At 63.9% G+C, this 19,706-nt stretch carries 15 protein-coding genes; 14 read left to right on the forward strand and 1 reads right to left on the reverse strand.

The genetic code is table 11. From position 1 onward, the window contains the following. Positions 1–150: 150 nt before the first annotated feature. From OCT39_RS04895 to OCT39_RS04955, 13 genes are all read left to right on the forward strand, one after another. Positions 151–1,101 (forward strand): sugar-binding transcriptional regulator, encoded by a 951-nt coding sequence (locus OCT39_RS04895; protein WP_263586575.1) that lies wholly within the window; start codon positions 151–153, stop codon positions 1,099–1,101. A gap of 160 nt (positions 1,102–1,261) precedes the next feature. Continuing rightward, positions 1,262–2,581 (forward strand): ABC transporter substrate-binding protein, encoded by a 1,320-nt coding sequence (locus tag OCT39_RS04900; RefSeq protein WP_263586576.1) that lies wholly within the window; start codon positions 1,262–1,264, stop codon positions 2,579–2,581. A 60-nt stretch (positions 2,582–2,641) separates the two neighbouring features. Further along, positions 2,642–3,532 carry a carbohydrate ABC transporter permease gene (locus OCT39_RS04905; protein ID WP_263586577.1) on the forward strand — a complete coding sequence of 297 codons (891 nt, stop codon included), beginning with the start codon at positions 2,642–2,644 and terminating at the stop codon, positions 3,530–3,532. Positions 3,533–3,563: 31 nt separating this feature from the next. Then, positions 3,564–4,412 (forward strand): carbohydrate ABC transporter permease, encoded by an 849-nt coding sequence (locus tag OCT39_RS04910; protein ID WP_263586578.1) that lies wholly within the window; start codon positions 3,564–3,566, stop codon positions 4,410–4,412. 10 nt (positions 4,413–4,422) lie between these two features. Continuing rightward, a complete protein-coding gene (locus OCT39_RS04915) occupies positions 4,423–5,580 on the forward strand; it encodes an ABC transporter ATP-binding protein (RefSeq protein ID WP_263586579.1) in 1,158 nt (385 codons plus the stop codon). After that, complete coding sequence (locus OCT39_RS04920; protein WP_263586580.1) at positions 5,577–6,266, forward strand: HAD family hydrolase; 690 nt, start codon at positions 5,577–5,579, stop codon at positions 6,264–6,266. The genes OCT39_RS04915 and OCT39_RS04920 overlap by 4 nt, the downstream gene beginning before the upstream one ends. Positions 6,267–6,314: 48 nt before the next feature. Beyond that, positions 6,315–7,802, forward strand: a complete 1,488-nt coding sequence (locus OCT39_RS04925) for a mannitol dehydrogenase family protein (protein WP_263586581.1) — start codon at positions 6,315–6,317, stop codon at positions 7,800–7,802. Then, a complete protein-coding gene (gene xylB, locus OCT39_RS04930; protein WP_263586582.1) occupies positions 7,802–9,289 on the forward strand; it encodes a xylulokinase in 1,488 nt (495 codons plus the stop codon). Before OCT39_RS04925 ends, xylB begins: the two co-directional genes overlap by 1 nt. A gap of 93 nt (positions 9,290–9,382) precedes the next feature. Next, positions 9,383–10,228, forward strand: coding sequence for a fructosamine kinase family protein (locus tag OCT39_RS04935; protein ID WP_263586583.1), 846 nt, complete (start codon positions 9,383–9,385; stop codon positions 10,226–10,228). A 210-nt stretch (positions 10,229–10,438) separates the two neighbouring features. Beyond that, the gene (locus tag OCT39_RS04940) at positions 10,439–12,127 is read left to right on the forward strand and encodes a TolC family outer membrane protein (protein WP_263586584.1); all 1,689 of its coding nucleotides are present in this window, start codon (positions 10,439–10,441) and stop codon (positions 12,125–12,127) included. A gap of 167 nt (positions 12,128–12,294) precedes the next feature. Beyond that, a complete protein-coding gene (locus tag OCT39_RS04945) occupies positions 12,295–13,569 on the forward strand; it encodes an efflux RND transporter periplasmic adaptor subunit (RefSeq protein ID WP_263586585.1) in 1,275 nt (424 codons plus the stop codon). Next, positions 13,569–16,793: an efflux RND transporter permease subunit gene (locus tag OCT39_RS04950; protein ID WP_263586586.1), complete on the forward strand. Its 3,225-nt coding sequence runs from the start codon at positions 13,569–13,571 to the stop codon at positions 16,791–16,793. The genes OCT39_RS04945 and OCT39_RS04950 overlap by 1 nt, the downstream gene beginning before the upstream one ends. Positions 16,794–16,975: 182 nt before the next feature. Next, on the forward strand, positions 16,976–17,650 hold the full coding sequence (locus tag OCT39_RS04955) for a hypothetical protein (RefSeq protein ID WP_263586587.1): 675 nt from the start codon (positions 16,976–16,978) through the stop codon (positions 17,648–17,650). Between the two features lie 76 nt (positions 17,651–17,726). On the opposite strand, the gene OCT39_RS04960 is transcribed toward OCT39_RS04955, so the two are convergent. Continuing rightward, positions 17,727–18,338, reverse strand: coding sequence for a TetR family transcriptional regulator (locus OCT39_RS04960; RefSeq protein ID WP_263586588.1), 612 nt, complete (start codon positions 18,336–18,338; stop codon positions 17,727–17,729). A gap of 193 nt (positions 18,339–18,531) precedes the next feature. On the opposite strand from OCT39_RS04960, the gene OCT39_RS04965 reads away from it, so the two are divergent. Further along, a complete protein-coding gene (locus OCT39_RS04965; protein WP_252106655.1) occupies positions 18,532–19,563 on the forward strand; it encodes a succinylglutamate desuccinylase/aspartoacylase family protein in 1,032 nt (343 codons plus the stop codon). The last annotated feature ends 143 nt before the right edge of the window (positions 19,564–19,706 follow it).

Consider the following 19,706-nt stretch of genomic DNA (forward strand, 5'->3'; position numbering starts at 1 on the left):
TCGGCTAATAACGGTTTCGCCGGTGTGAACGATTGCTCTAAAAGTCGGACGTACGCCCATGGTCGCGGATTAGTGCCGACAAGGCTCTGGCGCGGGTTCGCAGTCGATCGGTTTTTATAGGCGTTTTCACGATGATGACCAGGCCACGCCATGGATAAATTCGAGGTCAAGCTGGACCAGGCTGCCCGAGCGGCCTGGCTCTCCTACGTCGGTGGGCTGACCCAGGACGACATCGCCGCTCAGCTGGGGGTCTCGCGCCCGGGCGTGCAGCGCCTGCTCTCCCTGGCCCGCCAGGAGGGGCTGATCAAGGTGCAGATCGATCACCCCATTTCGTCGTGCATGGCGCTGGGCCGGGCGCTTGGCGAGCGCTTCGGGCTTGGCTACTGCGACGTGGTGCCGGCTCAGACCGGCGCCCCGGAAAGCGCGGCGTTTTATCTGGCAGTGGCCGGTGCCCGTCGCCTTGCCCATTTCGTGGAGCAGAGCGAGCCCTTGACGCTGGCGCTGGGCGCCGGGCGTTCGGTGCGCGCCACCGTCGAGGCGCTGGGGCGTATCGAGCGCGCCCAGCACCGCTTTGTGTCGCTGATCGGCAACGTCGCCCGGGACGGCTCGGCCAACCGGTTCGATGCGGTGATGGCGCTGGCGGACAAGACCGGCGGCGAGCGCTTCTTGCTGCCGGCGCCGGTGGTGGCGCAGTCCATCGAGGAGAAGCGCGCGCTGCTCGACCAGCGCCTGTTCAAGGCGATCGGCGAGGTCGCGGCGGCCGCCAAAGCGGCATTCATCGGGGTGGGGCGCATCGATGGCCAGGCAACCCTTTATCAGGATCACTTTATCAGCCAGGCCGAGCTCGACGAGCTGTTGGCGCTCGAGGCGGTGGGCGAGCTTCTGGGCTGGCCGCTCAACCAGCAGGGCGAGCTGATCGAGTGCTCGATCACCCGGCGTGTCACCAGCCTTCCACTCGCGGCGTTTTCCCAGCAGACGATGGTGGCGATCGCTGGCGGGCGCGACAAGGGGCCGGCGATTCTGGCCGCGCTGCGCGGCGGCTGGCTCAAGGGGCTGATCACCGACGAAGCCGCTGCGCGCTACGTGCTCGAGGCGCCGTGACCCCCTTGTCTTGACGGGCGTGGCGATCGCCTGGCGGTGTTAGCGTAAAGTCTTAGCCCGCGGGCTTTGCTTTTTTTTGCGTTAAAGCCGATCATTTGTTCGAACAATGATCAAAAACATCAGCGCTATAACAAGACAATATCCGCTCAAGGAGTGCCGTATGCGTTTCGCCCCTCATTGGCCGCTTTGCGCGCTGGCCGCCGGTATCGCGCTGGCGGGTCAGGCCCAGGCCCAAACCGAAATCACCGTGGCCACCGTCAACAACAACGACATGGTCATCATGCAGAGTTTGACCGACGCGTTCGAAAGCGAGCACCCGGACATCACCCTGGACTGGGTGGTGCTCGAGGAGAACGTGCTGCGCCAGCGCATGACCACCGATATCGCCACCGGCGGTGGCCAGTTCGACGTCATGACCATCGGCGCTTATGAGGCACCGATCTGGGCCGAGCGCGAGTGGCTGGCCCCGCTGGACGACCTGCCGAGTGACTACGACATCGATGACCTGCTGGGCTCGGTGCGCGACGGCCTGAGCTTGAACGGCACGCCGTTCGCGCTGCCGTTCTACGCCGAAAGCTCGATGATGTATTTCCGCAAGGATCTGTTCGAGCAGGCCGGCATCGAGATGCCGGATCAGCCCACCTGGGATCAGGTGCGCGACTGGGCAGAGCAGCTGCACGGCAGCGAAGAGGGGCTGGCGGGGATCTGCCTGCGCGGCAAGCCCGGCTGGGGCGAGAACATGGCGTTCGTGACCACCCTGGTCAACACCTACGGCGGGCGCTGGTTCGACGAGCAGTGGCAGCCCGAGCTCACTTCCGAGCCCTGGCAGAACGCCATCGAATTCTATGTCGATCTGTTGGGTAATTACGGGCCGCCCGGGGCGAGCTCCAACGGCTTCAACGAGAACCTGGCGCTCTTTGCCCGCGGCAACTGCGCCATGTGGGTCGACGCCACCTCCGCCGCCGGCAAGCTTTACGACCCGGACGAGTCGAGCGTGGCCGACAACCTGGGCTTTGCGCCGGCGCCGGTGGCCGAAACGCCCAAGGGCTCGCACTGGCTCTGGACCTGGGCACTGGCGATCCCGGCCTCCTCGGAGAAAAAGGACGCCGCCAAGGAGTTCATCACCTGGGCGACCTCGAAAGCGTACATCGAGCTGGTCGGTGAGACCGAGGGCTGGACCAGCGTGCCGCCAGGCACCCGCGCGTCGACCTACGCCAACGCGCAGTATCAGGACGCGGCGCCGTTTGCCGATTTCGTGCTGCAGGCGATTCAGGACGCCGACCCCACCGACTCGACCCTCGAGCCCAACCCCTATACCGGGGTGCAGATCGTCAACATCCCCGAGTTCCAGTCGATCGGCACTCAGGTCGGCCAGAGCATCGCCGCCGCGCTCACCGGCGACACCAGCGTCGAGCAGGCCCTCGATAGCGCCCAGCGCGCCACCGAGCGCACCATGCAACGCGCCGGCTACTACGACTGACCCTCAGGCGCCCGCCAAGCGGGCCCCTTTTCGTTTCCACGTTTGCGGGCAGGGGTTGTTATGACCAGAACACGTGCATCGGGCCGCAGGGTCGGCGGATTCAGGACGCTGTCGCTCCAGGCGCCCGCCGTCACGCTGCTGCTTTTATGGATGCTGATACCGCTGGGGATGACCGTCTGGTTCTCTTTCCAGCGCTATAACCTTTTGATGCCGGGGATGACCGGCTTCGCCGGGTTCGAAAACTACGAGTACCTGCTCACCGACCCGGCGCTGTGGTCCGCCATGGGCACCACGCTTTTGCTGGTGGGCTGGGTGCTCGCTATTACCGTGGTCGGCGGCACGCTTTTGGCGGTGCTTTTCCAGCAGCCGTTTTTGGGCCGGGGCGTGGCTCGGGTATTGGCGATTTCGCCGTTTTTCGTCATGCCCACGGTAAGCGCCTTGGTGTGGAAAAACATGATGATGCACCCCTCGAGCGGGGTGCTGGCCTGGCTTTCCAGTCAGTTCGGCCTGCCAGCGATCGACTGGTTCTCGTCGCTCCCATTGACCTCGATCATCATCATCGTCGCCTGGCAGTGGCTGCCCTTTGCGCTGTTGATTCTGCTCACCGCGCTCCAGTCGCTGGACGAGGACCAGGTCGAGGCGGCACGCATGGACGGCGCGGGGCCGGTGGCGATCTTTTTCTACATCACGCTGCCGCACCTCAAGCGGGCGATCAGCGTGGTGATCATGATCGAGATGATCTTTTTGCTCACGATCTTCGCCGAGATTTTCGTCACCACCTCCGGCGGGCCCGGGCTTGCCACCACCAATCTGGCGTACCTGATCTATATCCGGGCGCTGCTGGATTTCGATGTCGGCATCGCCTCCGCCGGCGGGGTAGTCGCCATCATTCTGGCCAATATCGTGGCGATCTTTCTGGTGCGCATGGTCGCCAAGAACCTGGATGACTGAGAACCTGGATGACTGACATGAGCGATTATTCATGAGTACGCCCAATTCCTACACCGCCCCCGGCGGCTCGGGTCGTTTCAAGCGGCTGTTGCTTGCGTTGCTGGCCTGGGCGGTCGCGCTGGTGATCTTCTTTCCCATCCTCTGGATGGTGCTCACCGGCTTCAAGACCGAAACCGCGGCGATCGCCGACCCAAGCTTCATTTTCTCGCCCACGCTCGAAAGCTACCAGGCGGTGCAGGCGCGCTCGGGCTACGCGCGCTTTGCGCTCAACAGCGTCGCGGTCGCCTTCGGCTCTACTGCGCTGGCGCTTTTGATCGCCATTCCCTCGGCCTACGCCATGGCGTTTTTACCCACCCGGCGTACCAAGGGCACGCTACTGTGGATGCTCTCGACCAAGATGCTGCCGCCGGTCGGCGTGCTGGTGCCGATCTACCTGATCTTTCGCGACGTCGGGCTTCTGGACACGCGCACCGGGCTGATTCTCGTCTATACCCTGATGAACCTGCCCATCGTGGTCTGGATGCTCTACACCTTCTTCAAGGACATGCCGCGGGACATCCTCGAAGCCGGGCGGATGGACGGCGCCTCCACGCTTCAGGAGGTGGTGTATCTGCTCTTGCCGCTGACGCTGCCCGGCATCGCCTCCACGGGGCTATTGTCGGTCATTCTGAGCTGGAACGAGGCGTTCTGGAGCCTCAACCTGACCTCGTCCAAGGCCGCTCCCTTGACCGCCTACATCGCTTCGTTTTCAAGCCCCGAAGGGCTTTTCTGGGCCAAGCTCTCGGCGGCCTCGACCATGGCGATCGCGCCGATTCTGATCCTTGGCTGGATGACCCAAAAACAGATGGTCCGTGGCCTGACCTTCGGCGCCGTCAAGTAAGGAGTTTTTCATGGCAACGCTTGCCCTCCACAACATCGACAAACGCTTTGGCGACACCGAGGTCATCAAGGGGGTCAACCTTGACGTCGAGGACCGCGAGTTCGTGGTGTTCGTCGGCCCCTCCGGCTGCGGCAAATCTACCCTGATGCGCATGATCGCCGGGCTCGAAAGCGCCACCAGCGGCGATATCCTGATCGATGGCGAGCGCATGAACGATATCGGCCCCGCCGACCGGGGCCTGGCCATGGTGTTTCAAAGCTATGCGCTCTACCCGCACATGAGCGTGGCGGACAACATGGGCTTCTCCATGCGTCTGGCCGGGGTGCCCAAGGCGCAGCGCCGCGCCCGGGTGCTCGAGGCAGCGAAGATCCTGCAGCTCGAACCGCTTCTTGATCGAAAGCCCCGAGCGCTCTCCGGCGGCCAGCGCCAGCGGGTCGCCATCGGCCGGGCGATCGTTCGAAACCCCAGCATCTTTTTGTTCGACGAGCCGCTGTCGAACCTGGACGCCGCGCTCAGAGTGCAGATGCGCATCGAGCTCGCCAGGCTCCACGAAGAACTCGACGCCACGATGATCTACGTCACCCACGACCAGATCGAGGCGATGACCATGGCGGACAAGATCGTCGTGCTTCACGACGGCGTGGTCGAGCAGGTGGGCTCGCCCATGGCGCTTTATCATCACCCGCGAAACCGCTTCGTGGCAGGGTTCATCGGCTCGCCGAAGATGAACTTCTTCGCGGTGACGGTGGTGTCCGCCGGCGCGGACGGCGTCGAAGTGACGCTGCCCGGCGGCGCTGCCTGCCGGGTACCGGTCAACGGCGAAGGCGTCGCGCCCGGCGCTACGCTCGAGCTTGGGGTGCGCCCGGAGCACCTCTCGATCGAGGCGGCCGGCACGCTCGGCGGGCGCATTCAGGTGCTGGAGCGCCTGGGCGGGCAAACCTCGCTCTACGTCGAGATGGAGGGCCAGCTTCTGACGATCATGGCCGACGGCGACGTTGCCTACCGCGTGAATGACACGGTGCGTTTCGGCTTCGACGCGCGCCGAGCGCACCTGTTCGACCCAAAAGGAGTTGCGCTCGAAAGCCTGGAAGCGCACCCGCTGGCCGCGCTCACACGCCAGGACAACCGTGCCGAGGCCGGTACCCAAAGCGAGGAGGCGGCGCCATGAGGGCCGTTATCTTCGACTGCGACGGGGTGCTGGTGGACAGCGAAATCCTCGCCGAGCATACCCTGCAAACACATCTTCAAGCGTGGCTGCCAGACGTGGACGTCGCCGCCGAGCTGAATCAGGCGCTCGGGATGACCACCGCTAACATCATCGCTCACCTGCAGACGCTGAGCCGCCATACGCTTGCCTTTGACGCCGTCGACCAGGTGGACGCGGCCATCGAGGCACGTTTGAGCCGTGAACTGCGCGCCATCGAAGGTGCGAGTGAGGCGATCACAGCGTGCCTTCACGTCACCGCCGTGGTCTCCAACAGTCACCGCCGCCGGGTCGAGGCCTCGCTTGCCGCCACGGGGCTCGACAGGGTGCTCGATGGGGCGCTGATCGTGACCGCCGAGCAGGTGGCAAACCCCAAGCCCGCGCCGGACCTTTACCTGCTGGCGGCAAGAAAACTCGAGCTACCACCTCAGGCGTGCCTGGCGGTGGAGGATAGCGTGGCCGGCGTGCGTGCCGCCGTTGCCGCCGGGCTGACCGTGGTCGGTTTCGTCGGGGCCAGCCACCTGGACGAGCGCCAGGCCGAGCGGCTACGCGACGCCGGTGCCTGGCGGGTGATGGTGCGCTTTGATGAGCTCGGCGCGCTCGTCGCGTCCTGGAGCGACGACGCGATGACTGCCAGCTCTTCGGCGTAAGCGCTCCCGGCGCTTGTCGTCCCGCCCCCTTTTTTTCAGGAGACTGCCATGGTTAGGCTCACTCAACAGGCGCTGACCGCGCTTGACGCCGCGGTTACGGTGCCGACTTATTATCGCCGCGCCGTGAGCGCCGGCATCGTGCATATCGGCGTGGGCGGCTTTCACCGCGCCCACCAGGCGATGTATCTCGACACGCTCATGAACCAGGGCGAAGCGCTCGACTGGGGCATTGTGGGGGTGGGCGTGATGCCCGGCGACAAGCGTATGCAGGAGGTGCTTTCACGCCAGGATCACCTCTATACGCTGGTGGTGAAGCACCCCGACGGCACGTTTGAGCCCCGCGTGATTGGTAGCATGGTCGATTACCTTTTCGCCCCGGACGATGTGGACGCGGTGATCGAGGCCATGGCGAACCCGGCCATCCGGATCGTGTCGCTCACCGTGACCGAGGGCGGCTACAATGTTCACCCGGTCAGCGGCGCTTTCAATCTGGACAACCCGCTCATAAAGCGCGATCTAAGCGCCCCCGAGCGCCCGGCCAGCACCTTTGGACTGGTGGTCGAGGCGCTGGTGCGCCGCCGCGCGCGTGGGCTTTCCCCGTTCACGGTGATGTCCTGCGACAACATTCAGGGCAACGGCGACGTGGCCCGGCGCATGTTTTCGGCGTTTGCGGCGGCGCGCGAGCGCGAACTCGGCGAGTGGCTCGAGAATAACGTCGCCTTTCCCAATTCGATGGTCGATCGCATCACGCCGGTCACCGTGGCCGACGATATCGACGAGCTTGCCCGCCGCTTCGACGTCGAGGACGGCTGGCCGGTGGTGTGCGAGCCCTTCACTCAGTGGGTGCTGGAGGATCACTTCCCGCCGGGCCGCCCGCCTTTCGAGGCGGCCGGCGTGCAGCTGGTCGACGACGTCGAGCCCTTCGAGCTGATGAAGCTGCGGCTTTTGAACGCGAGCCACCAGGCGCTGACCTACTTCGGCTATCTGGCGGGCTACCGCTACGCCCACCAGGTGTGCCAGGACCCGCTGTTCGTCGAGTTTTTGCGCCGTTACATGAAAGAGGAGGGCGCGCCGACGCTGGCGCCGGTGCCGGGTATCGATCTAAACGCCTACCAGCGCACGCTGATCGAGCGCTTCGCCAACCCGGAAATCAGGGACACCCTGGCACGGCTTTGTGCCGAAAGCTCGGATCGTATCCCCAAGTGGCTGGTGCCGGTGATTCGCCACCAGCTTGCCCACGATGGCGACATGGCAATGAGCGCGGCGGTCGTGGCCAGCTGGGCGCGCTACGCCGAGGGCGTGGACGAGCAGGGCGAGCCAATCGAGGTGGTCGACGCGCTGCGCGAGCCGCTGATGGCGATCGCCCGCGACAACCGTACCCGGCCCGAGGCGTTCGTCGACAACCGCGAGCTCTTTGGCGATCTGGCCGACAGCCCGCGCTTCATGGCGGCGTATCTCGAGGCGCTTTCACTGCTGCACGAACGCGGCGCGCGCGCTACGCTTCAAGCACTGCTCGCCTCTAAAGGAAGCTCGTGATGTACATCGGTGTGGATTGCGGCACCCAAAGCACCAAGGTGGTGGTGCTGGATGTCGAACAAGGGGGCATTCTCGGTGAAGCCAGCCGCGCCCACCGGCTGGAAGAAGGGCCGAACGGGCGCCGCGAGCAGGCCCCCGCCGAGTGGCTCGCTGCCTTCAGAGGCGCGTTTTTTGATGCCATCGAGCGCGCCGGGGTCGACGCCCGCGCGGTGCGCGCGATCGGCGTCTCCGGCCAGCAGCACGGCATGGTGGCGCTGGACGCCGATGGGGTGCCGGTCTACCCGGCCAAGCTCTGGTGTGATACGGAGACAAGCAGCGAGAACGCCGCGCTGGTCGAGCGCCTGGGCGGCGAGGCGGGGTGTCTGGAGAAGCTCGGCCTGGTGCTGCAAACCGGCTATACCGCCTCCAAGCTCGCCTGGCTCAAACGCCATCATCCGGACGCCTACCGGCGCATCGCCACGATCCTGCTGCCCCACGACTACCTCAACTTCTGGCTCACCGGCGAGCGGGTCACCGAGGCCGGCGACGCCTCGGGCACCGGCTATTTCGATACCCGCGCCCGCGTTTGGCAAACCGAGGTGTTTGGCCAGATCGCCCCGGAACTCGACCCGGCCCAAGTGCTGCCGCGCCTTTTAACGCCTTGTGAGCCTGCAGGTGTGGTGCGCCCGCGTATCGCTGCTGAGCTTGGTTTGAGTGATGGGGTGGTGGTCTCGAGCGGCGGCGGCGACAACATGCTCGGCGCCATCGGCACCGGCAACATCGCCCGCGGAATCGTCACGCTGAGCCTGGGCACCTCCGGCACGGTGTGCGCCTACTCGCCCGAGCCGGTCGAAAGCGATAACGCCATGGTGGCCAACTTCTGCGCCAGCCACGGCGGCTGGCTGCCGCTGATCTGCACCATGAACGTCACCTCCGCCACGACTCGCGTGCGCGAGCTTTTTGGGCTCGATCTCGACGCCTTTGGCGAGCGGGTGGCAAGGGCTTCGATCGGCGCCGACGGCGTGACCTGCCTTCCATTTTTCAACGGCGAGCGGGTGCCGATGCTGCCCAACGCCTCAGGCGATTTTCTGGGGCTTACGAGTATGAACATGACCCAGGCCAACCTGTGCCGCGCAGTGGTCGAAGGGGCGACCTTCGGCCTTCGCTACGGGTTGGATCTGCTGGGCGATCTCACCGCCGGGGCGAGTCAGATTCGCCTGAGCGGCGGCGGCGCCAAAAGCCCGGTGTGGCGCCAGATGGTGGCGGACATCACCGGTACCGAAGTGGTGTGCCCGGAGATCACCGACGCCGCCGCGCTCGGCGCTGCCCTGCAGGCGGTTTGGTGCGAGCAGCAGTCGCAGGGCACCACACTCGAGGCGCTTTGTCAGCGGCTGGTGCATCTGGACGCGGCCTCGCTTGCCGACCCCGACCCCGAGCGCGTCGACGCCTACCGCCACGTCTATCAGCGCTATCGCCAGGCGCTGAACGAGCGCCACGGCATTGCCTGATATACGCTTATCCCTGTAGGGTTTTGGCACCACACGGCCCATCCCTCGATCCATTTCTCGGTTGAGGCCGCCATCGACCACGGGGAGAGCGCCATGAACGCCGAGCTACTCGAGATTCTAAGCGTGCTGCAGCTTTCGCCCCGCGGCGCCTTGACGCCCTTGAGCGGCGGCGATATCGCCGCGGTATTCGAGCTCGACACCGCCGAGGGCGCGGTGGTGATCAAGCAGGACGACCCGGCGCGCCTGCGCGGCGAAGCCGAAGGGCTTCGCGCGCTGAAAGGGGCGGGCAGCTCGCTGATCATCCCCGAGGTACTGGGCCAGGCCGGCGAGTGGCTGGTGATCGAGGCGCTGCACACCGTTCCCCGCTCCACCCAGGGCGACATCCAACTCGGCGAAGGGCTTCGCGAGCTTCACGGCGTGATCGGCAGTGAGCACGGCTGGCTACACGACAACGCCTGCGGACGCACTCCCCAACCCAACGCGCCCATGAGCGACGGCCGGGCCTTTCAGCGCGAGCGCCGCCTGTTGGCGCTCGCTCGCGCCTGTCTCGATCAGCGCCTCATCACACCTGAACTTTATGCGCGTGTCGAAACTCAGGCGCATACGCTCGAACAGTGGCTGCCGGACGCCTCGCCGTGTCTGGTGCACGGCGATCTGTGGGCGGGTAACGTACTCTATACCGCGAAAGGCCCCGCGCTGATCGACCCCGCGGTGTATCGCCACTATCCCGAAGTGGATATTGCCATGCTGACGCTGTTTGGCGAGCCCGGTGCGGCGTTTTTCGATGCCTACTGGAACGGCTTCGCCCCGCAGGACTGGCCCCGTCGCGAAGCGCTTTTCCAGCTCTATCCGCTGCTCAATCACGTGCTGCTGTTTGGCGACATGTACCTTGGCGGGGTAGAGCGCTGTATGAAAGCGCTGGAGCGCTCGCGCGCCTGAGTGGAGCGAGCGGGCTAAAAACGGGCGCGAGACATGCGCACTTTTTGCACGTTCGACTAAAGTAAGTTGCGTTAGACTTGACCTCTGGCCGGACACAGTTTTGGCCGAACTTCAAGGCTAGCATACATACATGAATGTAACTATAATGCCACCCTTTCACACCCCCATTGTGTGGCGCACTATCCCACGTTGACACCTAGAGGCACTCCCATGCGACTGGCACACTGGGCAGTCAATGCCCCCCTTCGCCCTTTAATGTTAGCCGTGCTGACAAGCTCGATCGCGCTGCCCGTTCAGGCGGCAGATCTGATCACCATTACTCGCGATGCGCTCAACAACAACGCCGAGCTCGCCTCCGCCCGTTCCGAATTTTCCGGTGTCGAGGCAGCGCGCGATGTCGTGGGCGGCGAGCTTTTGCCTCAGGTGAACGCCTCGGGTAACGCAACCCACAATCGCCAGTTCGAAAGCCAATCAGCGGGTGGTTTTGAGACCGGCGCGCCCACCGACGGTGGCGCAGGTGCTGCGATCGGCGGCGGACGTGGCGATGAGGATAGCTACAACTCGCTGTCGCTGTCGCTCGAGGCCACCCAGGCACTTTTTAACGCCGCGACGGCGCGTCAGGTCGACCAGGCCGAGCGTCAGATCGACCAGCAGGTTTACCTGCTGGCGGCGACCGAGCAGCAGCTTCTGATCGACGTCGTGACGGCCTATTTCGATATTCTTCGCGCCTATGAGGTGCTCGAAGCCCGGCGTGCCCAGGAGCGGGCGATCGGCCGTCAGCTCGAGCAGTCCAGTGAGCAGTTCGAGGTCGGCCTGATCGCCATTACCGAAGTGGAAGAGGCGCGTTCGAGCTTCGACCAGGCCCGCGCCGAGCGGATCACCGCCGAGAGCAACCTGCAGGTCGCTTTTGAGGCGCTGGAGCGACTCACCGGGCGTCGCTACGCCAATATCGAATCCCTGGGCGACATGCCCATTGGCCTGCCCGCCCCCAGCGAGCGTGACTACTGGGTCGACCAGGCGCTCGAGCGAAACCCCGAGGTGCTGGCCCAGCGCGCCGGTATCGAGGTGTCCCGCGCCGGCGTCGAGGTCGCTCGCGCCGGGCGGCTGCCGACGCTGTCGGCCTTCGCCAACTACCAGTACGCCGATTCCGATATCGACTACCTGAGCGGCCACGACGCCTCGGGTCAAGTGGGCGTGTCGGCGAGCGTGCCGCTCTACACCGGCGGTAGCACCAGCGCCAACATTCGCCAGAACACCTTCCAGCTCGAAAGCAGCCAGTACGATTTCGAATCCCAGCGCCGCGCCACGATTCAACAGGTGCGCTCGCTCTACACTCAGGTGAGCAACAACGTCGAAACCGTCGACGCGCGCCAGCAGGCGATCGTTTCCACCCGAAGCGCGCTGGAAGCGACCCAGGCCGGCTACGAGGTGGGCACACGTAACATCGTCGACGTGCTCAATGCCGAGCAGAATCTTTACAACGCGATCGCCAACTACGCCGAGTCACGCTACGACTACGTCATCAACCTGCTCTCGCTGCGCCAGCAGTCCGGGCTTCTGGACGTGGCGGCGCTCGAAGAGGTCAACGGCTGGCTGACCGGCGAAGACGTCAATTTCACGCTGCCGGAAACCAGCGACGGCGACCGTTATGAGAGCGCGATGGATATCGGCGCCCCGCCGCGGCGTGAATCCTCTTCCTCTTCCTCCTCCACGACCTACTCCGCGGCCGAGTACGCCCCCGCGCGTCGCCAGCCCGGTGCATACGGCGGTGGCTATGGTGGCGGGTACGGCGGTGGCTACGGCCCGGGCGGTTATCAGCAGGGCGGCTCCCCGCAGGGCCTTGGTCAGCCAGAGGTCGGTAACGGCGGCGTGGGTGTCGGTCAGCCCGGCGGCTACTGATACTGATACCAAAGGCCTGACAGGCGACATCGCGTAGCAGGCCCTTGAAACGTTAGTCACCAGAACATCGGTCGTCAGAGTGCCGGTCATCAGAACGCCGGTCGTCAGAAGAGCGATCCATCGATCATCGATCGCCAAAAAAAGAGCCATACATGGGAATTCGACGCATGAGAAGAGCGATTCACTCAACGAGAGCGAGTCTAGTGACGCTGATCGCGGCGCTGGCGCTGACCGCCTGCGGTGGTGATGAAGAGCCTCAACAGCAGCAGCAATCTTCCGAGGAGAAGCCACCCCATAAGGTGGCGGTGGCCGAGGTGGAGCGCCAGGATCTGCCGATCGATCAATCCTATCCTTCGCTTTTGCGAAGCGACAACGAAGTCGTGGTCATCGCCCGGGTCGACGGCGCGCTCGAGGAGCGCCTTTTCGAGCCCGGCCAGATGGTCGAGCAGGGCGATTCGCTCTACACCATCGAGCCCGACCGCTATCAGGCAACGGTGAATCAGCGCCAGGCGGATCTGCAAAGCGCGCGGGCCGAGTACGCCCGCGCTCAGCGCGACGCCGAGCGCTTCGAGCAGCTTCTGCGTCAGAACTCGGTGAGCCGCCAGCAGTACGATCAGGCCCAGGCCGACCAGCGCGTTGCCCAGGCAAGCGTCGCCCAGGCCGAAGCGGCGCTCTCCAGCGCCAACCTGGATCTGGACTACGCCGACGTGACCGCCCCGGTCGGCGGCATGATCAGCCTGAGCCAGATCAACCTGGGCAACGTGGTCACCAGCGGCACCGAGCTTGCCACCATCACCCCGCTCGACCCGCTCGAAGTTCGCTTTCAGCTGCCCCAGAATGATGCCTTCGAGCTTCGCCGCCAGCTGCGCGACAGCGACACCAACTCGACGATCATCGCGCGGCTGAGCGTGCCGGGCTTGAGCGGCAGCGACGACGCCGAGCTCGCCGGCGAGCTGGACTTTCTGGGCTCACGCGTGGACAACGGCACCAGCACCGTGCAGGCGTCGGCCACCTTCGACAACCCGGACGCCGCCGTGCTGCCGGGCCAGTTCGTGCGCGTACGTCTGGAAGGCCTCAAGCGCTATGGCGTGATCGCCGTGCCGGAGATCGCGGTCACTCAGGGCCTGATGGGCCCGCGGGTCTACACCCTGGACGATGAAAACAAGGCCCGCGAGCGCACCGTGCAGCTCGGTGACGTGGCCGGCCCCTGGCAGATCATCGTCGACGGGCTGGAAGAGGGCGATCGCGTGATCGTGGGTGATCCTTCTGGCCTCGAGCCGGGCACGGCCATCGACCCGCAGCCCTTTGATGGCGACGCCGACGACATCGTCGAGGAGGTCGAAGAGGAAGAGGCGCGCGAAGAACGCCAGCAGGCCGAAGAGGCTTCTGAGATGGCCGGCGGCGGCATGCCGACGGGTGAGGGAGAAGAGGGTGCGCAATAATGAATTTCTCTAACTTCTTCATCGGCCGACCGATATTCGCCACGGTACTGGCGATTATCGTCACGCTGATCGGCGTGATGTCCATGCGCATACTGCCGATCGAGCAGTATCCAAGCGTGGTGCCGCCAACGGTGTCGGTGCAGGCGCAGTTCCCCGGCGCCGACGCCGAAACCGTGGCGCAAACGGTGGCCGCACCGCTGGCCGAAGCGATCAACGGTGTCGAGGACATGCTCTACATGACCTCGAACAGCTCCGACAACGGCTCCATGAGCCTGAGCGTGGCGTTCAACATCGGCACCGACGGCGACATCAACACCATCAACGTCAACAACCGCGTTCAGGGGGCGCTGTCGCAGCTGCCCGAGCAGGTGCAGTCGCAAGGGGTCACGGTCGAGCTGCGTTCTGACTCGATTCTGATGCTGGTGGCGTTGACCTCGCCCAACGGCGACTACAACCGCGTCTACATGCAGAACTACGCCACGCTGAACATCCTCGACGAGCTGCGTCAGGTGCCAGGCGTGGGTAATGCTTCGGTACTCGGCGGCGGCGAGTTCGCCATGCGTATCTGGATGGACCCGGACAAGCTGGCGCAGTACGACCTGACGCCGAGCGAAATCGCCAGCGCCATACGCACGCAAAACACCGAGATTCCCGCGGGTAGCCTGGCATCAGAACCGCAGTCCGAGCCGCGCGCCTACACCTACACCATCACCGCCGGCGGGCGACTCACCGACCCGGACGAGTTTCGCAATATCTATCTGCGCACCAATCCGGACGGCTCGTCGCTGCGCCTGCAGGACGTGGCCCGCATCGAACTCGGCGCGTCGTTCTACGGCGTGGATGCGCGTTTGAACGGCGCCACCATGACGCCAATCATCATCAACCAGCAGCCTGGCGCCAACGCGCTCTCCACCGCCGAAGCGGTGCGCTCGACCATGCAGGATCTGGAATCCCGCTTCCCGCCAGGGCTCGAGTACGTCACGCCTTACGACACGACGCTGTTCATTGATGCCTCTGTGGAAACCGTACTTCACACCTTCATCGAAGCATTCTTGATCGTCGCGGTGATTCTGTTCATCTTCTTGCAGAACTGGCGCTTTACCGTCATCGCCATGTCGGTGGTGCCGGTGGCGGTCATCGGCACCTTCGCCGGATTTTACGTGCTTGGCTACTCGATCAACCTGCTGACGCTGTTCGCGCTGGTGCTGTCGATCGGGATCGTGGTCGATGACGCGATTCTGGTGGTCGAAAACGTCGAGCGCGTGATCAGCGAAGACGATGACATCACCGTGCGCGATGCGACGATTCAGGCCATGCGCGAAGTCGGCGGGCCGGTCATCGCAACCTCGCTGATCATGGCGGCGGTGTTCGTACCGGTCGCGTTTTTGGGTGGTTTCACCGGGCAGATCTATCAGCAGTTCGCCATTACCGTATCGATCTCGGTGGCGCTGTCGGCGCTGATGGCGCTGACGTTCACCCCGGCGCTGTCGGCGATCTTCATCAAGCACAACCTCAATCACGACCGGCCGTCGAAGTTTCGCCGCGCCATTCGCACGCCGCTGCGTCTGTTCGATCGCCTGTTCGCCGGTATCACCGCGGCCTACATGTGGTGTGTGAAAAAGCTGGTGCGCTTCTGGCTCTTGGCGCTGGCGATCACCGTGGCCATCGGGGCGGGCTCGTACTGGATGTACGTGTCCACGCCCTCCACGCTGGTGCCGGAAACCGACCAGGGCATCGTGCTGGCCAGCATATCGCTGCCGGACGCCGCCTCGCTCGATCGCACCCAGACCTACATGGCGAAGCTCAGCAACGAGATCGAAAAGATCGAGGGCGTCGAGTACGCCTCGGCCGTGGCGGGCTACGACCTGCTGGCAAGTGCGGTCAACACCGCGCGCGGGGTCATCTTCGTCAACATGCTGCCCTGGGGCGAACGTACCTTGAGCGCCGACGCGCTGGTGGGGCGCATCATGCAGCTGGGGGCTAGTATCGATGGCGGTAGCGCCATGGCCTTCAACGTGCCGCCGATCATGGGGCTTTCGACCACCGGTGGTTTCACCGGCTACCTGCAGTCCTTCGATGGCGCCTCGACCCGCGAGCTTTACGAAGCCTCGCTCAAGGTCATGGGCGCGGCGAACCAGCACCCGATGCTCTCCCAGGTCTTCTCGACGTTCAACGTCAACGTGCCGTCCTATAAGGCACACATCGATCAGCAGAAGGCGCTGAGCTATGGCGTTGCGCTCGAGAACATCAACTCGGCGCTCGCCAACACCTTCGGTAACGGCTTCGTTAACTACTTCAGCTATCAGAACCGTAACTTCCAGGTGTATCTGCAAAACGAGGACGAATTCCGTAAAACGCCGGACGACTTGAACAATGTCTACGTGCGTGGCGGCAGCGGCGATCGCATTCCGCTCTCCGAGTTCGTAACCCTCGAGCGCCAGGTGGGTGCGTCGGTGGTGTCGCGCTTTGGGGTCTATACCGGTGCCCAGTTCCAAGGCGGCGCGGCACCCGGCTACAGCTCCGCGCAGGCGATCCAGGCGATGGAAGAGGTCGTGCTCGACACCCTCGGTCCCAACTGGGGTATGGGCTGGACCGGCACCGCCTATCAGGAAGCGAACCTGGGCAATGCTGCCATGATTGCCATTGTGTTCGGTATTTTGATGGTGTTTTTGATCCTGGCGGCGCAGTACGAAAGCTGGGCACTGCCGCTGGCGGTACTCACCGCCACGCCGTTCGCCTTTTTCGGCGGTATCGCGGGTATCGTGCTGCGCGGGCTGGACACCAGTGTCTACGTGCAGATCGGCATGTTGGTGGTCGTGGGGCTGGCGGCGAAGAACGCCATCCTGATCGTCGAGTTTGCCGAGCTTCAGCGTAAGGAAGAGAATAAGAGCATTCGCGAAGCGGCCATTACCGCCGCGGAGCTGCGCTTTAGGCCGATCGTAATGACGTCACTGGCCTTCATCTTCGGCACGCTGCCGCTGGCGCTGGCTACCGGCGCGAGTGACGTGAGCAGCCACCATATCGGCACCACGGTGGCGGTGGGCATGGCGTCGGTGGCGATTCTGGGCAGCCTGTTCGTTCCCACGTTCTACGCCATGATCGCCTACAGCGCCGATTGGATGCGGCGCAAGCTGGGCGGCAATAAGCACGATCAAAACGATCAGCGCGGTTCGAGTGACGGGCGCGATGAGCGTGATGATCGCATCGCCCACGATCCACAGTGATCGCGTGGTGATTCAGGCGGGCCTTCGGGCCCGCTTTTTTTTGCCCGCTTGATCGGTGTCAAGGCGCGCCTGGGCAGAGACGAGTAGTGTGATCTAGACTTGCTAATGAACCGTTTGAGTCTGCATCCAATACCATAACAGCAGGCCAAACCGACCAGGCAATCACCTGGAGGAGGCACGCCATGCAACCGATTCTCTCCGCCGCTCTGAATTTCCCGACCATCGTCTTCACCTTCGTGCTGGGCCTTTTAGCGCTTTACTGGGTTTTGGTGCTGATCCGACTGGCGCCGCTGGAGCTTTTCGAGCGTGACAGCCTGCGTGATGATCACATGGCAAGCACATTGGTCTCGCTTGGCTTTATCGGCGTACCCGCCACGCTCGCGCTGACCGTATTGATGCTGCTCGCCGGTGCGCTTTCGCTGGCGCTGGAGCTTCTAGTGCTGCGCTGGTTGGATCTGGGCATGCTGCGCGTGCCGCTGGGTGTCGTGATTCTTTGGGCCACACTGGCCGTGGCATCCCCCCTGGCCGCCGTTATTTGCCAAGGCATGGCGCGCGGGCTCTACCGCTTTGCGCCCTTCAAGCGGCGCAGCCTTTTAGGTGTGACCGTGAGGGTGACCGCGCTCGACGGAGCAGAGCATGCCGAGGCCGTGGTGGAGGGAAAACCGGGCTGTAAGGTAAATCTACACTGCAAACAGGACGATGCCTTTACCGAAGGCGAGCGCCGGGTACTGGTGAAATATCTAAAAGAGGAGGGGGCCTACCGTAGCGTCGAGGTACAGACTTACATGGAGACGCGCCAGCGTCTGAACCAGCTACGCCTGCGCCACAAGCATCAGGAAACGGCGCACTCAAACTAGCGCGTTGTTACTCTGGCCATCACGCAAAAGCCCGCCAGCACGGCGGGCTTTTGCGATGGTGACAAACGCCAAACCGCTAGCGACGTATCAGCAGGATGAGAGCGTCGATGACCTCGGCGCCGCGCTCGCTAAGCGAATAGCGGTCCGGGGCACGCAGCCAGTCATGAAAGAGCCCGCCAAGCGTTGCCTGTAAGAGCTGGGTGGATACCTGCGGGGTCAGGCCTTCACGAAGCTGATGCTGTTCGTGGGCCATTTCAAACAGGCAGAGCATTTCGTCAAAACACTCTTCGTTGATCTCGTTTTGCATTTCGAGCGGATTGATATCGCTAAAGAACTCGCAGCGGTGCAGTAAAATCGAGAGCGTGCGCTGGTAGTGAGGCTGCTCCAGACGGTGCATGCCCGCCAGGCACGCGCGGTGCACCGCGTCCAGCGGCAGAATGTCCGGGTCGACGTTTTGAACCTCCTCGACCAGCGACTGAAAGGGCATGCGCACACGCTCGATCAGCGCCATGAACAAATCGCCCTTGTTCTTGAAATGCCAGTAAACCGCTCCGCGAGTGACGCCGGCGTGGCGGGCCACCTGCTCGAGCGAGGTACGCGCGACGCCTTTTTCGAAAAACACCTCTTCGGCCGCGTTCAGCAGCGCTTCGCGCGTGGCTGCCGCTTCTGCCTTGGTTTTTCTAGCCATAAAAGCAACCCTGGTAACGACGTCGAAGGAGCGATATTTTATCTTAAACACCGCCGTTTTACATTCAAAACTGTATGGTTAACTGACCGACGTCATTTGCGCGCTCAATCAACGCCTCACGCGGCCGATAAGCGATAGATCATCCAGCGCCGGCGCTCGCTCTTGCGCGCCCACGCCCTCATCAGGAGTGCTCATGGCACAAGCCCCGTTTCAGATTGCAGGCCACACCCTTCAACCCGGCCAACGTCTACAAATCGACGTGCCGGTGGCGCGCCTTTACACACATACGCCGCTGCATATCTCCATCGAGGTCGTCCACGGGCGCCGCGAGGGGCCGGTCATGCTGGTGTGCGGCGGCATTCACGGCGACGAGATCAACGGCGTCGAGATCGTGCGCCGGCTTTTGCGCTCGCGCTCGATCAATAGCCTGAGCGGTACGCTGATCGCCGTACCCGTCGTCAACGTTTTCGGCTTTTTGCAGCAGACCCGCTACTTGCCGGACCGGCGCGATTTGAACCGCTGCTTTCCCGGGAGCGACAAGGGCTCACTGGGGGGGCGCATCGCCGCGCTCTTGCGCGAAGAGATCGTCGACCACGCCACGCACATCATCGACCTGCACACCGGTGCCATTCACCGCACCAACCTGCCGCAGATTCGCGCTCAGCTCGAACCCGACAGCGAAACCGCGCGCATGGCGGATGCGTTTGGGGCGCCGGTAGTGCTCAACGCCGAGCTTCGCGAGGGCAGCCTGCGCCACTACGCCCAGTCCCGCGGTATTCCCGTGCTCACCTACGAGGCCGGCGAGGCGCTGCGCTTTGACGAGTGGGCGATCGCCCCGGGCGTGCGCGGCATTTTGCGTGTGATGCGCAGACTCAAGATGCTTTCCGGCGAGCAGCGCCGCCGCCTGCCCGCCCCGGCGGAACTGGCCAATGGTTCGAGCTGGGCGCGTGCGCCGATCGACGGCATTCTACGCCCGAAGGTGCGTCTGGGCGCGCGGGTCGCCAAGGGCGAAGTGTTGGGCCGGGTGGCGGACCCCTTCGGCAACGATGAGGGCGATGTGGTTTCAATGGCCGATGGCATCGTGATCGGCATGAGCCGTTTGCCGCTGGCCAACGAAGGCGAGGCGCTCTATCACATTGCCCGCTTCGACGAGATCGAGGAGGCGGAAACCGCTATCGAGAGCTTCCAGTCGAGTCTCGAGCCGGTGACCGATCCCATGTATTAAATTCTGTAGTGAAGTGCTGTAGTGAAGTGCTGTATCGAAATGCGTGCGCTGCCGGCCTTCGATAAAAAAGCGCGCCGGTTGCGCCACGAATCCGGCGGCGGGGTGTCATAGTTTGAAACCCCCAATCAAAGCGAAACTGATCG

Source organism: Halomonas sp. GD1P12, assembly GCF_025725645.1.
Taxonomy (GTDB): domain Bacteria; phylum Pseudomonadota; class Gammaproteobacteria; order Pseudomonadales; family Halomonadaceae; genus Vreelandella.